14 protein-coding genes are annotated in these 14,576 nt (G+C 32.6%); 11 read left to right on the top strand and 3 right to left on the bottom strand.

Going from position 1 to position 14,576, the window contains the following annotated elements; translation table 11 throughout:
- Positions 1 to 84: 84 nt before the first annotated feature.
- The gene (gene murD / locus AJ930_RS07315; protein WP_070275099.1) at positions 85 to 1,293 is read right to left on the bottom strand and encodes a UDP-N-acetylmuramoyl-L-alanine--D-glutamate ligase; all 1,209 of its coding nucleotides are present in this window, start codon (positions 1,291 to 1,293) and stop codon (positions 85 to 87) included.
- On the bottom strand, positions 1,293 to 2,354 hold the full coding sequence (mraY, locus tag AJ930_RS07320) for a phospho-N-acetylmuramoyl-pentapeptide-transferase (RefSeq protein ID WP_002859004.1): 1,062 nt from the start codon (positions 2,352 to 2,354) through the stop codon (positions 1,293 to 1,295). Before mraY ends, murD begins: the two co-directional genes overlap by 1 nt.
- Before the next feature lie 79 nt (positions 2,355 to 2,433).
- On the opposite strand from mraY, the gene gpmI reads away from it, so the two are divergent.
- From gpmI to sdhE, 7 genes are all read left to right on the top strand, one after another.
- Positions 2,434 to 3,912: a 2,3-bisphosphoglycerate-independent phosphoglycerate mutase gene (gpmI, locus tag AJ930_RS07325; protein ID WP_002884825.1), complete on the top strand. Its 1,479-nt coding sequence runs from the start codon at positions 2,434 to 2,436 to the stop codon at positions 3,910 to 3,912.
- On the top strand, positions 3,896 to 3,994 hold the full coding sequence (locus AJ930_RS10770) for a hypothetical protein (RefSeq protein ID WP_002869268.1): 99 nt from the start codon (positions 3,896 to 3,898) through the stop codon (positions 3,992 to 3,994). Before gpmI ends, AJ930_RS10770 begins: the two co-directional genes overlap by 17 nt.
- Positions 3,984 to 4,727, top strand: a complete 744-nt coding sequence (fabG, locus tag AJ930_RS07335) for a 3-oxoacyl-ACP reductase FabG (protein ID WP_070275100.1) — start codon at positions 3,984 to 3,986, stop codon at positions 4,725 to 4,727. The genes AJ930_RS10770 and fabG overlap by 11 nt, the downstream gene beginning before the upstream one ends.
- Positions 4,728 to 4,733: 6 nt before the next feature.
- Positions 4,734 to 5,144, top strand: a complete 411-nt coding sequence (locus tag AJ930_RS07340) for a pyridoxamine 5'-phosphate oxidase family protein (RefSeq protein ID WP_074469337.1) — start codon at positions 4,734 to 4,736, stop codon at positions 5,142 to 5,144.
- Between the two features lie 336 nt (positions 5,145 to 5,480).
- On the top strand, positions 5,481 to 7,316 hold the full coding sequence (sdhA, locus tag AJ930_RS07345; protein WP_070275101.1) for an 8-methylmenaquinol:fumarate reductase flavoprotein subunit: 1,836 nt from the start codon (positions 5,481 to 5,483) through the stop codon (positions 7,314 to 7,316).
- Positions 7,313 to 8,278, top strand: a complete 966-nt coding sequence (gene sdhB, locus AJ930_RS07350) for an 8-methylmenaquinol:fumarate reductase iron-sulfur subunit (RefSeq protein WP_002871170.1) — start codon at positions 7,313 to 7,315, stop codon at positions 8,276 to 8,278. Before sdhA ends, sdhB begins: the two co-directional genes overlap by 4 nt.
- Before the next feature lie 3 nt (positions 8,279 to 8,281).
- The gene (gene sdhE, locus AJ930_RS07355) at positions 8,282 to 9,139 is read left to right on the top strand and encodes an 8-methylmenaquinol:fumarate reductase membrane anchor subunit (protein ID WP_053872494.1); all 858 of its coding nucleotides are present in this window, start codon (positions 8,282 to 8,284) and stop codon (positions 9,137 to 9,139) included.
- A gap of 23 nt (positions 9,140 to 9,162) precedes the next feature.
- Here the strand turns inward: sdhE and tenA are convergent, their stop codons facing one another.
- Positions 9,163 to 9,831, bottom strand: coding sequence for a thiaminase II (gene tenA, locus AJ930_RS07360; RefSeq protein WP_079860124.1), 669 nt, complete (start codon positions 9,829 to 9,831; stop codon positions 9,163 to 9,165).
- A gap of 109 nt (positions 9,832 to 9,940) precedes the next feature.
- Here tenA and acpP point away from each other — a divergent pair, with 109 nt between their 5' ends.
- The 4 genes from acpP (at position 9,941) to AJ930_RS07380 (ending at position 14,558) form a co-directional block, all read left to right on the top strand.
- Positions 9,941 to 10,174: an acyl carrier protein gene (gene acpP / locus AJ930_RS07365; protein ID WP_002854831.1), complete on the top strand. Its 234-nt coding sequence runs from the start codon at positions 9,941 to 9,943 to the stop codon at positions 10,172 to 10,174.
- Positions 10,175 to 10,199: 25 nt separating this feature from the next.
- Positions 10,200 to 11,414, top strand: coding sequence for a beta-ketoacyl-ACP synthase II (locus AJ930_RS07370; RefSeq protein WP_002882383.1), 1,215 nt, complete (start codon positions 10,200 to 10,202; stop codon positions 11,412 to 11,414).
- A 1-nt stretch (position 11,415) separates the two neighbouring features.
- Complete coding sequence (locus tag AJ930_RS07375; RefSeq protein WP_002854780.1) at positions 11,416 to 12,354, top strand: acetyl-CoA carboxylase carboxyltransferase subunit alpha; 939 nt, start codon at positions 11,416 to 11,418, stop codon at positions 12,352 to 12,354.
- A 152-nt stretch (positions 12,355 to 12,506) separates the two neighbouring features.
- Positions 12,507 to 14,558: a TonB-dependent receptor domain-containing protein gene (locus AJ930_RS07380; protein WP_032603401.1), complete on the top strand. Its 2,052-nt coding sequence runs from the start codon at positions 12,507 to 12,509 to the stop codon at positions 14,556 to 14,558.
- Positions 14,559 to 14,576: the final 18 nt, after the last annotated feature.

The raw sequence follows: 14,576 nt of genomic DNA on the forward strand, positions 1-14,576 counted from the left end.
TGTTGTTTTAGATGACACTTAGAATAGTGTTTAAAAAAGAGTTTGTTGCTGGTTAGGGTTTTTTTGTATGAAAAGTAAAATAAATTAAATTTTATTCACACATTCTTTAAAGACTTTTCCACGCTCTGCGTAAGAGTTGAACTGATCTAAACTTGCACAAGCGGGACTTAAAAGAGCCACTTCATTGTCTTTTAAGTGATTTGAAATTTCATTTACAGCTTTAGATAAAACTTCACATTTATAGGCTTTCAAATTCGCTTTTTTTGCATAATCAAGCATTTTTTCGGTACTAATACCTATAGCATAGAGTTCTATATCAAATCCTTTCATAAAATCAAATAAATTGCTAAGATCTACACCCTTATCATCTCCCCCTATGATGAGATGAATTTTTTTCTCTTTATAGCGACTAAGTGCAGCCATTACCGCACTTTCATTTGTAGCTTTAGTGTCATTTACCCAAAGCCTATTTTGACTGTCTTTAAGCTCTTCGAGTTTATTTTTTTCCATTACAAAGCTATTTAAAAGCACATAGCTTAAAGTATCAAGTAGAATTTTTTCTATAGCTAAAGCCATGATAGCATCGAGTAAAAAAGGACTTTTAAAGGAAATTTTTTCCGTATCAATGCCAAATTTAACAGCTAGATCTTTTTCATCTTCATAGCTTATTTTATGAGCTTTTGTTGGAGTATTTGCATAAATTTTAGGCAGTATTGCTACATCACATTCATTCATTCTTTTTAAAACGCTTAGCTTATCTTGAACATAATTATCAAAACTTCCATGCCAAGAAAGATGATCAGGACTTATAGGTAAAAGTGCATAAATTTCAGGTTTAGCTTTATGAGTGTAGTGTAGGGTGAAAGATGAAGTTTCAAGTATCCAAAGTTTTGCATAAGGATCAAGCTCTGCTAAAGGAGTTCCAACATTTCCACCCATAACAGCACCAATGTGTGATAATAAATGTGTAGCCATTTGAGTGGTAGTAGTTTTGCCATTGGTTCCGCTTATCCAAACGGATTTTGGCATGATATCATAAAAAAAGTCATATTCGCTTTGTAAATTTTTTGCTTTTTGAATGAGTTTGTGCTTTGGTGGAAAACCTGGACTAGGAATTTCAATATCGCTTAAATTATCATCAAAATCATTAGGATTTAAAAGTAAATTTCCTAGTGTATCTTTTTTTGTTTCTGTAAAATGATCATCATAGATATCAAAAGGCCCAAATTTATCTACCAAATTTTCAGCAATAGCACGTGTGGTTTTTCCGTATCCAAAAAGTGAAATTTTCATTATCTTAGCTTTATTGATGCAAGTGCAAGTAAATTTGAAAGTAGGGCTATCATCCAAAAACGCACTATAATTTTATTTTCTACCCAGCCAACTTTTTCAAAATGATGATGAATAGGTGCCATTTTAAAGACTCTTTTATTAAAAATTTTAAAACTTCCAACTTGTAAAATTACAGAAACAGTTTCAAGAACAAAAACAAAACCTATGAGTAAAAGTAAAATTTCATTTTTGCTAATGATAGCTAAAAATCCTATGAATCCACCTAAAGCTAAACTTCCGCTATCCCCCATAAAAACCTGCGCAGGATAACAGTTGTACCATAAAAATCCCATTAAAGCACCGATTAATGCAGCGCAAATAATCACCACTTCACCAAGTCCTTGAATTTTTGGCAAAAGTAAATATTCACTATAATTTAAATTTCCGCTCAAATATAAGAATATCCCTAAAGTAGATAAAGAAAAAATACTTGGAACTGTAGCTAAGCCATCAAGTCCATCAGTTAAATTTACAGCATTAGAGCTAGAAATTAAAACCAAAATCCAAAAAGCAATGGCAAAAATTTCCATATCAAAAAGAGGGTGTTTGTAAAAAGGTATAAAAAGTTCCGTGCTAAGCTCTGAACTAAAATATAAAGGTAAGATGCAAATAAGTCCAGCGATGATTTGTGCTAAAAGCTTCATTCTTGGACTAAGTCCTGAATGATTGTCTTTTTTTAGAACTTTGCCTAAATCATCTATAAGCCCTATTAAACAAAAAAGTATCAAACAAAGTAAAGCACTTATAGCAAAAATATTATCAAATTTGATACAAAATAAACTTGCGATTACTGCAGAACTGATGAAAATAAGCCCACCCATGGTTGGAGTATGGCATTTGGTTTTATGAGTTTCTGGGGCGTATTCGTAAATAGGTTGACTAGCATTTTTAGCTTTTGCCCAAGTAATAAATTTAGGCATTAAAAATAAAGACAAACATAAAGCGATAAAAAATGCAAATCCTGCACGCACACTAATATAAGTAAAAAAAGCATAATGACTTAAATCTGAAAGATAATACAAAACCTAGCCTTCTTTTTGGTTTTTAAAAGTTTAATTTTAGTAAAATCTAACCAAAAAAATTCTTATAAAAGAGAGAAAAATGAAGCAAAAATGCGTTTTAATTATTACAGATGGAATAGGGTATAATAAGAATAGTAAGTTTAATGCTTTTGAAGCAGCTAAAAAACCAAGTTATGAAAAGCTTTTTAAGGAAGTCCCAAATTCTTTACTAAAAACGAGTGGTTTAGCTGTAGGTTTGCCAGAAGGACAAATGGGAAATAGTGAAGTAGGGCATATGTGTATAGGCAGTGGGCGTATTATTTATCAAAATTTAGTGCGTATTAATAAAGCCATTGAAAACAAAGAACTTGAAAAAAATGAGAATTTACAAAAACTTTTAGCAAAATGTAAAAGAGTGCATATTATAGGGCTTTATAGCGATGGCGGGGTGCATTCTATGGATACGCATTTTAAAGCCATGCTTGAAATTTGTGCGAAAAATGGCAATGAAGTTTTTGCTCACGCAATCACTGATGGGCGTGATGTAAGTCCAAAAAGTGGCTTAAATTTCATAAAAGATTTAAAAGAATTTTGTGAAAACCTAGGCGTGCATTTTGCTACGCTTTGTGGGCGTTTTTATGCTATGGATAGAGATAAGCGTTGGGATAGGGTGAAAGAATATTATGAGTGCTTGTTAGGTAAGGCTTATAAAGTGCCAAATTTATTAGAATACCTACAAAAATCTTACGATGAAAATATTACTGATGAGTTTATTAAAGCAGCTCAAAATGAGAATTACAAGGGCATGAGAGAAGAAGATGGCATTATCTTTATCAACTTTAGAAATGATAGAATGAAACAACTTGTTGAAGTGTTAAATTCCAAGGATTTTAAAGAGTTTGAACGCGAAAAAATCTTTGAAAATTTACTTACTATGAGTGTTTATGATGATAAATTTAAACTCCCTGTGCTTTTTGAAAAAGAAAAAATTGAAAATACTTTAGCTCAAGTGATTTCTAAAGCAGGACTTAGTCAGCTTCATACCGCAGAAACCGAAAAATATGCTCATGTAACTTTCTTTTTTAATGGCGGAAAAGAAGAGCTTTTGGAAAATGAAACAAGGGTTTTAATCCCAAGCCCCAAGGTAAAAACTTATGATGAAAAACCCCAAATGAGTGCTTTTGAAGTGTGTGATGCAGTGAAAAAAGGCATAGAAAAGGGTGAGGATTTTATAGTGGTAAATTTTGCAAATGGAGATATGGTTGGACATACAGGTGATTTTAATGCTGCTATAAAGGCTGTCGAAGCGGTGGATACTTGTTTGGGCGAGATTATAGAATGTGCAAAAAAGCATGATTATGCTTTTATCATTACAAGTGATCATGGAAATTGCGAGGCTATGCAAGATGAAAAAGGAAATTTGCTTACCAATCACACCACTTTTGATGTTTTTGTTTTTGTGCAAGCAAAGGGAGTTTCAAAGATTAAAGATAATATGGGGCTTAGCAATATCGCTGCAAGCGTGCTTAAAATTTTAGACTTAGAAATTCCAAAAGAAATGAATGAGGCTTTATTTTAGTTTGTTTGCCTTTTTTATAAGAAATTTGTTAAGATTGCAATTTTTAAAATTAAACTTATTAAGGATAGATAATGAAATTTAGTGGAAAAAATGTTTTAATTACTGGAGCAAGTAAGGGAATAGGTGCTTCTATCGCAAAAACTTTGGCGGGTTTTGGACTTAAAGTTTGGATCAATTATCGTTCAAAACCTGAACTTGCAGATGTTTTAAAAGATGAAATTATTGCAAGTGGTGGCGTTGCTGCTGTGATTAAATTTGATGCAAGCAAAGAAGATGAGTTTGAAAACGGTGTAAAAACTATAGTTGAGAGTGATGGAGAATTAAGTTATCTTGTAAATAATGCAGGCGTTACAAATGATAAACTTGCTTTAAGAATGAAATTAGAGGACTTTAGTAGCGTTGTAGATACAAATTTAAGCTCAGCTTTTTTAGGTTGTAGAGAAGCTTTAAAAACCATGAGTAAAAAACGTTTTGGTGCTGTTGTAAATATCGCTTCTATTGTCGGAGAAATGGGTAATGCTGGACAAGTAAATTATTCTGCTAGTAAAGGTGGAATGATAGCTATGACTAAATCTTTTGCTAAAGAAGGAGCAAGTAGAAATTTACGCTTTAACTGTGTAACTCCAGGTTTCATAAAAAGCGATATGACTGAAGTTTTAAGCGATGAAATCAAACAAGCTTATCAAGATAATATCCCTTTAAAACGCTTTGCAGAACCTGAAGAAGTGGCTAATTGTGTAGCATTTTTACTTAGTGATTATGCCTCTTATGTGACAGGCGATGTACTTAAGATCAATGGTGGTTTATATATGTAAGGAAAAATGATGGATTTAAAAGAAATAGCACAATTTTTAGATGATAATGCACCGGCATTTTTAGCCACTTTAGGAACTTGTGGAAATCCTAGAGTGCGTCCTATACAAAGTCCATTGCTTGTGGGAGATAAAATTTATTTTTGCACAGCAAACACAAAAGGACTTTTTAAGCATATAAAAAATTATAATGGTATTGAATTTTGTTCTTGTGCAAAAGATGGGACTTTCTTAAGACTTAGAGCTAATGCAGTTTTTGAACCAAATTTAGAAGTTAAAAAAAAGATGTTTGAAAAATATCCTTATCTTGTAAATCTTTATGAAACTCCGCAAAATTCAAAATTTGAAGTTTTTTATCTCGATAATCTAAGCGCTAGAATGCAATTTATGAATGGAGAATTTAAGCTTTTTAAAGCTTAATGATTTGATAATTTTATTAACTATATATTAATTAAGATAAATATTATCTTAATTAATATTAACTTTTTGTTATTTTTTTAAGGTATAATCATTCCGTTTAATTTGCAAGGAATAGATTATGATATATTGCAAAAATTTTTTAATATTTATTTTATTATATTCATCTATCTTCTTTGATTACTTATCTTATGCTTTTTTATATTTATTAAATTATAAATTTGTTTTTAATCCATTTTATATTGAAAGGAGAGTTTGTTTTTGGATTTTTGGCATGCGGTTATGTAAGATTGACTTACATTAAAAATTATTATTAATTTTTTAAATAAGGAGAATGATATGGGTGAATTTTCTAGAAGAGATTTTATAAAAACAGCCTGTATTAGTGTAGGAGCTTTAGCTGCAAGTTCAAGTGGAGTTTATGCCTTAGATGATTCATCTAAGATGGATAAAGATACAAATTTACCTTCTTGCGATGTTTTAGTAATTGGATCAGGTGGAGCAGGTTTGCGTGCTGCAGCCGCAGTGAGAAAAGAAAATCCAAAATTAAGCGTTGTAGTAGCTACAAAGATGATGCCATCTCGTAACGCAACTTGTATGGCAGAGGGTGGAATTAATGGAGTTACTGATTTTTCTAATGGAGATTCCTATAAATTACATGCTTATGATACTATCAAAGGCGGAGCTTACTTGGTAGATCAAGACGCGGCTTTAAAATTTTGTGAATTAGCTGGAAAGGCTATTTTTAATATGGATTTTATAGGAACCTTGTTTTCAAGAAATGAGCAAGGTGGAGTAGCTCAGCGTTTAATGGGAGGAGCTTCTAAGAAACGCTGTAACTATTCTGCAGATAAAACAGGTCATATTTTAATGCATTCTTGTTTGGATGATGCTATTAGTAGTGGTGTGAAATTTTTAATGGATCATGAGCTTTTGGATATAGGTGTTGTGGATGGAAAATGCGAGGGTGTTGTTTTAAGAGATATACAAAGCGGTGGAATTTATCCTGTGTTATGCAAAGCTTTGGTGATTGCTACAGGGGGATACACAAGGATATTTTATAATAGAACTTCAACTCCTTTTATTGCCACAGGAGATGGTGTGGCAGCTGCTCTTAGAGCAGGACTTGGTTTTGAAGATCCTGAGATGATACAATTTCACCCAACAGGAGTTGCAAATGGTGGAACTCTTATTACAGAAGCGGCGCGCGGTGAAGGGGGATATCTTTTAAATAATCGTGGTGAGCGTTTTATGAAAAATTACCATGAAAAAATGGAGCTTGCACCGCGAGATGTGGTTGCGCGTGCTATAGAAACAGAAATTCGTGAAGGTAGAGGTTATGGCGAGGGACTTGGAGCTTATGTTTTGTGCGATGTACGCCACTTAGGAAAAGAAAAAATTTTAAAAGATTTACCAAAAATTCGTCACACTGCAATGCTTTTTGAAAATATTGATTTAGTAGATACTCCTGTACCTATCCGTCCAACGGCGCATTATTCTATGGGTGGAATTGAAGTGGCTAAATTTGAAGATATGAGTACTAAAATTGCTGGAATTTATGTAGGTGGAGAAGCTTCTTGTATTTCTATACATGGAGCTAATAGACTAGGGGGAAATTCTTTAGCCGATGCAGTTGTAACAGGGCATTTAGCAGGCATTGGTGCAACAAATTATGCTAAAGATGCAAGTTTTGGAAAAGGGGTAAAAACTCATGAACTTGCTCAAAAATGGCTGGCTAGATTTAAAGAAATTACAAATAATGGCGGAAATGGTCAAGAAATGTATGAATTGCGAGAAGAGCTAGGAAGTCAAAATTGGGATAATATGGGGATTTTTAGAACTCAAGAAAAACTCGATCTTCTAGCAAAAAATTTAGAAGATATACAAGCAAGATATGAAAAAATTCGTATTCCAAATCCTAATGAAGTGATGAATACTGCTTTTACAGATTATGTAGAGCTTGGTAATTTGATTTTACTTTCTCGCTGTGCTTGTTTAGCAGCTAGAAATAGACTTGAAAGTCGTGGGGCTCATACTAGAGAAGATTATCCAAAGCGAGATGATAAAAATTTCTTAAAACATAGCATTGTAAATTTAGAAAATGATGAATTAAAACTTAGTTATAAAGATGTCGTGGTAACTGAGTTTTCACTTGATGGAAGGAGAGTACAATGAAAATCATCATAGATCGTTTTAATGGCAAGGAAAAATATGAACAAAGTTATGATATTGATGATAAGGATATACAGGGAAAAACTCTGCTCTCTCTTTTGCTTTTTATCAAAAAAACAAAAGATATTACTTTAAATTTTACCGCCTCTTGTCAATCTGCAATTTGTGGGGCTTGTGCAGTGCGTGTGAATGGGCATTCTTATCTTGCTTGTGATACTAAAATGCAAGATTTGTTAAAAGAATATAATAATCCTTCAAGTATACGCATTTCTCCGCTTGGAAATTTTAGAGTAATTTCTGATTTAATTGTGGATTGGGAGCCTTCTATAGAAAATTTAAGAAAAATTCGTCCTGCCATGGTGGCAAAAAATGAATTTTCAGCGGAAAAGGGCTGTAAACAAAGTCAAGAAGAATTTGATCGTATTAGCAAGCAATGGGATTGTATTTTATGTGGTAGCTGTGCTTCAGAGTGTAATAAATTAGAAGCAGATAGTAGCGATTATATGCAACCTTTTGTTTTTACTCATGCTTGGCGTGCAGCGGCAGACTCTCGAGGTAAGGATCCTATGTTGCATGTAAAACCTAGTGTAATGAATGGACTTTGGCTTTGTGTTCATTGTCAAGAGTGCGCTGATCGTTGTCCAAAGGGTATAAGTTCAGTAAGTGATATAGCAAATTTAAGAGTGATGGCGATTAAAAAAGGTTTAAATGAAGGCTTAGGGCCTGATCATGCTGAAGCTTTTTATAAAGATTTAGTTGAAGGTTCAGGACGCTTGAATGAAATTTATCTTGCTTTGCGTTCCGAGGGTGTTATAGGTTCTATGGGCAAAACAGATATAGCTTTTAAACTTATGCGCGCAGGAAAAATGAATCCTATGCATGTTTTTGGTGAGGATGAAATAGAAGGGCATAAAGATTTGGTTAAAATGATAAAGGCGGCACAAGAAGCTGCTGTTAAGGAGTAAAATATGCAAAAAGAATACGCTTTTTTTCCAGGTTGTGTTTTATCTCAAGCTGCAAAAGAATCTAAAATTTCACTTGAAGCTATTGCACCTATTTTGGGTTGGAAATTAAATGAAATTAAGGGATGGAGTTGTTGTGGGGCTTCTCAAGCGCAGTGTGTTGATCCTATTGCGACTTTGGTAGCTAATGCAAGAAATATTGCTTTAGCAGAAGAGATGAAAATGCCAATGCTTACAACTTGTAGTACTTGTATGCTAACTTTAACTAAAGCAAAAAATACTCTTGATAAGGGTGCAAAAGAACGCATAAATACTTTTTTAGCACAAGGTGGAATGAAATATCAAGGTTCAACACCTATTACAAGTCTTTTGTGGGAGCTTTATGAGGATTTGGATAATTTAAAAAGCAAGGTGAAAAAGCCGCTTTCAAATTTAAAAGTAGCTTTATTTTATGGTTGTCATAGTTTGAGACCTGAAGATGCTTTCGGTAAAAAAGAAAGTTCAACCAATCCAAAAAGTTTTGAAAGTGTAGTAGAAGTTTTAGGGGCTAAAATAGTTCCTTTTGAAAAACGCCTTGATTGTTGTGGTTTTCATGCTTCTTATCCTGCAGAAAAATCTGTGAAAAAAATGTCTAGTCAAATTGTCAATAATGCAAGTGAAAATCAAGCTGATTGTGTTGTAACACCTTGCCCACTTTGTCAAATGCAGCTTGATATCTATCAAGAAAGATTTCAAGATTATACTAATTCTAAAGCAAGATTGCCTATTATTCATTTATCACAATTAGTAGGACTTGCATTAGGACTTTCTAAAGAAATGGTTGGTTTAGATTATAATATTATTGATGCAAGTAAAATTGCATAAAAACATGGGCAAAAAGCCCATGTTTAAAGATTTAATTCCATTCTTAAAGAATGCTCCCAAAAAGCCACTTCTAAGCGTGTTACAGTATGAAAAATTTCGCTGAGTTTTTGGAATTTTTGTGCACTAACACTTGAAGTATAAGAATTAACAAAATCTTCAAATTCTTTAGCTTCATTTTGAAAATTTTCACTTCCATAGGTCAAAATCCATTCCTTGTAAGGATGATCTTTTAAATTTTCATTTTTTAAACGATTTATAATTTCAGCACCTATTTTTGCATAGCCTATAGCGCAAGCACTAAGAGCAACTAATATATCTAAAAAATCTCCATTTTCACCTACGCTTAACATATAACGCGAATAGGCTATATTGACTAAACTTTCATCTTTTATATCGAGTTCATCTGCATTAATGCCAAGAGATAAAATTGCACGATGAAGCTCCATTTCTCCTTCAACTATATAATTTTGAAATTTTATAGCAAAACGAAGTTCTTTTGCGGTATTTGAGTTAAGTGCTAATCTTGCATAACATTTTGCGTAATTAAGCAAATAAATATAATCTTGCTTGAGATAAAAAAGAAAATTTTCTTGCTTTAGGCTTTTATCTTCCAATTTTTTAACAAAATCATGATGTAGATAAGCATTCCAAATTTTTTGATTTTCTTTGATTAAATTAGAGAAAAGCATCATTTTTCCTTTATGTTTTAATATTTTATTTTCAAGTATAATGAAAAACTATAAATATTTTAAGCTTTTTATAGTAAAATACGCTTTATTTTAATTTTTTGAAGGAGAACAAATGGCAACATTTGATGATGTAAAAGCGGTAGTAGTAGAGCAATTAAGTATTGATGCAGATGCAGTTAAAATGGAATCAAAAATTATTGAAGATTTAGGTGCTGATTCTTTAGATGTTGTAGAGCTTATTATGGCTTTAGAAGAAAAATTTGAAGTAGAAATTCCAGATAGTGATGCTGAAAAATTAATTAAAATTGAAGATGTTGTAAATTATATTGACAATCTAAAAAAATAATTTTTTTCTTGCAAGGAGCTTATTCTTGAAAAGAGTTGTAGTTACAGGTATTGGTATGATCAATGCCCTTGGTTTAGATAAAGAAAGTTCATTTAAAGCAATTTGCAATGGAGAAAGCGGAGTAAATAAAATTACTCTTTTTGATGCCACAGACTTTCCTGTTCAAATTGCAGCTGAAGTTAAAAATTTTGATCCATTAGAGGTTGTTGATGGCAAAGAAGTAAAAAAAATTGACCGTTTCATACAACTTGGAATTAAAGCAGCAAGAGAAGCAATGCAGGATGCTGGATTTAGTGAAGAATTAGACAAAGAAGAATTTGGCATTGTTTCGGCTGCTGGTATCGGAGGTTTGCCTAATATAGAAAAAAATTCCATTATTTGTTCCGAGCGAGGTCCGCGTAAAATTTCCCCTTTTTTCATACCTTCAGCACTTGTAAATATGTTAGGAGGTTTGATTTCTATAGAGCATGGACTTAAAGGGCCAAATATTTCTTGTGTTACAGCTTGTGCAGCAGGAACTCATGCTATAGGAGAAGCTTATAAAAGTATAGCTTTGGGAAATGCTAAAAAGATGTTAGTCATAGGTGCAGAAGCTGCGATTTGTCCTGTGGGTATAGGTGGTTTTGCTTCAATGAAAGCTTTATCAACTAGAAATGAAGATCCACAGCATGCTTCAAGACCATTTGACAAAGAAAGAGATGGTTTTGTCATGGGAGAAGGTGCTGGAGCTTTAGTTTTTGAGGAATATGAAGAGGCTAAAAAACGCGGTGCTACAATTTATGCTGAATTAATTGGATTTGGAGAAAGTGCAGATGCGCATCATATTACTTCACCAACTTTAGATGGGCCTTTAAGAGCTATGAAAAAAGCTTTAAATATGGCAGGGAATCCAAAGGTAGATTATATCAATGCACATGGAACTTCAACCCCTGTAAATGACAAAAATGAAACAGCAGCAATTAAAGAGCTTTTTGGCAATAATATCCCGCTTATAAGTTCCACCAAAGGACAAACAGGTCATTGCTTGGGTGCTGCAGGTGCAATTGAAGCAGTTGTTAGTGTTATGGCTTTAAGAGATGGGGTAGTTCCACCTACAATCAATCAGCTTGTAAAAGATGATGAATGTGATCTTGATTATGTTCCAAATATATCAAGAAAAGTAGATTTAAAAGTGGTGATGAGTAATTCTTTTGGTTTTGGTGGCACAAATGGCTGTGTTGTATTTAAAAAAGTAGATTAATATGGCTTCTTATTTAGATTTTGAAAAAAATATTCAGCAAATTGATGAGGACATTATCAATGCTCAGATTAAAGGAGATACTGAAGCTGTATCGATTTTAAAGAAAAATCTTGAAAAAGAAATTTCTAAAACTTATAAGAATTTAAGCGATTTTCAACGTTTGCAATTAGCGCGTCATCCAGATCGCCCTTATGCTCTTGACTATATTGAACTTATTTTAAATGACGCTCACGAAATACATGGTGATCGTGCCTTTAGAGATGATCCTGCTATTGTTTGTTTTATGGGTTATTTAGGAGAGAAAAAAATAATTGTAATTGGTGAGCAAAAAGGACGTGGAACAAAAGATAAAATCGCTAGAAATTTTGGGATGCCACATCCTGAAGGATATCGTAAAGCCTTAAGAGTAGCAAGACTTGCAGAGAAATTTCAAATTCCTATTTTATTTTTAATAGATACTCCAGGTGCTTATCCTGGAATAGGTGCTGAAGAAAGAGGGCAAAGTGAAGCTATCGCTAGAAATTTATATGAATTAAGTGATTTGAAAATACCGACCATTGCTATAGTTATCGGAGAAGGTGGTAGTGGCGGGGCGTTAGCTATAGGGGTTGCAGATAGACTTGCAATGATGAAAAATTCTGTTTTTTCAGTAATTTCTCCTGAAGGTTGTGCTGCAATACTTTGGAATGATCCTGCAAAAAGTGAAGCTGCAACCAAGGCTATGAAGGTAACGGCTGATGATTTAAAATCTCAAGGTTTAATTGATGATGTTATAGATGAGCCTACAAATGGTGCACATCGTAATAAAGAAGCTGCAGCAGTAGCTATTGCTGATTATGTAAAAAAATCTCTAAATGAACTTGAAAATATTGACGTACGAGAACTTTCTGCAAATCGTATGCAGAAAATTTTAAAGCTTGGAGCCTATCAAGAGGCTTAGGCTTTTACTTCGCTTTTTTAAATAATTTTATTATTTATAATTGTTATCAAAATTAAGTTAATTAAAAGTATTCTTTTTTTATACTTCAAAAATGATTTTAAATATCAAAATAATTATTTTTTAAAGGAATTAATTTGACTCAAATTAAAAATATGAAATTTAAAAAAAGTTTACTGTGTTTTTTAATTTTATCTGGAGCTTTGTTAAAAGCAGAAGAAAAATATCAACTTAATGATGTTGTGGTTAGTGCTAGTGGTTTTGAACAAGATTTGGTTGATGCGCCTGCTAGTATTTCTATCATTACAAAAGAAGAGCTTGAAAAAAAGCCAATTAAGGATATAGGGGAGGCTATAGGAGATATTCCAGGTGTAGATGTGACTATGAATAAAACAGGCACTTATGATTTTAGCATACGAGGTTTTGGTAGTTCTTATACTCTAGTTTTAATTGATGGAAAACGTCAAAGTGTTGCAAATGGGTTTTATGATAATGGTTTTAGTGGCAGTGAGTCAGGATATCTACCACCTTTGTCTATGATAGAGCGTATTGAGGTTATACGTGGTCCAGCTTCTACACTTTATGGCAGTGATGCTGTAGGTGGTGTGATAAATATTATCACTAAGAAAAATCCTGATAAGACTGAGGCAAATATAGAATTTAACACTCTTTTACAACAGCACTCTAATCACTATGGCAATGCTGGGGGATTTAATGCTTATGTGGCAACTCCTTTGATTGAAGATACATTATCAATTTCTGCAAGGTTGAAGTATTATGATAAGGCAACTTCTGATTTAAAATGGCCTACACCGGTTTGGAATAGTAGTCAACAAAGACCTGATAATTATCAAATTGCTAGTCATAGTCCAGGTGCTTTTACTAGTTTAGGTTTTGGTTCTAGGCTTAATTGGACAGTAAATGATAAAAATAATATATATTTTGATATAGAACGATATATTAATGAAATTTCAGTGAATTCTACAAGTAGTAGGGCTATTAAAAGCGAAAGACAACTTTTTAAGGATAATATTGTTTTAAATCATGATGGTAACTATGATTTTGGTTCAACTAACTCATATTTACAATATGGTAGTACTAAGGATAAAGAATTACATAGTCAAATTTGGGTAGGAGAAGGTAAGGTTGTTTTACCTTGGAATTTAGGTCAGTACGGTAATTTAGTAAATACCTTTGGTGTAAGGATTGATTATGAGATGTTAAAAAATGATCAAGCAAGCGCAGGTAGTCAAATAAGAGGTAAAAATCTTGATCAAACCACGGTTGCGCTTTATGGGGAAAATGAGTATTTTATAACAGATGATTTGATTTTTACTACAGGTTTACGTTATATTTATAGCGATTTGTTTGATTCTGAATTTACGCCTAGGGTTTATTTGGTTTATCACTTAAATGATAATATAGCCTTTAAAGGAGGTGTTTCAAAAGGCTATAAAACTCCTGCTGCTAAGGAGTTGACAAATGGATATTATAATTATAGCAATGACAATGCTTATTTTGGAAACCCTGACTTAAAACCAGAAGAAAGTATAAATTATGAATTGGGTGTTGATTTTAGGATATTTGATTTTGCACATTATTCTATCACAGGATTTATTACTGATTTTACAAATCAAATCAGTAGTGAAGATTTAACAGGTCTATTAAATGGTATTAATTGCGATGATAATACTTGTACGCGTCCTATTAATCTTGGAAAAACACAGACTAAAGGTGTAGAATTTGCATTTAATACCAAAACTTACAATGGCTTTAGCCTAAATTCAAGTTATACTTTTATGGATAATCACTACAAAGATGGTCAAAAAAATTGGTTTGGTGGTGATAGAATAGAAAATTTACCAAGGCATATAGCAATGTTAAAATTAAACTATGAGCGAGGTAAATTTAGTTCCTATATAAAAACACGAGCAAGACTTGATACTATAGCTAAAGCAAAAGGTGGCGGTAATGGTAGTCTGCCATGGCAAAAATATAAGCCTTTTTATATAGTAGATTTAGTGATAAATTATAAAATTAATAAGCAATCTAGCTTAAGTTTTGCAGTACAAAATCTTTTTGATAAAAATTTCTTTGATCCGCAAGTTACTAAATGGGATGGGGCTAATCCTGCTGGATATGCAAATCGTTATCAAGACTATACAGAAGGAAGGAGTTTTTGGTTGAGTTATAAATATGATTTTTAATTTTTTAAGGCTTTAATC

The organism is Campylobacter sp. BCW_6871, assembly GCF_001762325.1.
GTDB lineage: Bacteria > Campylobacterota > Campylobacteria > Campylobacterales > Campylobacteraceae > Campylobacter_D > Campylobacter_D jejuni.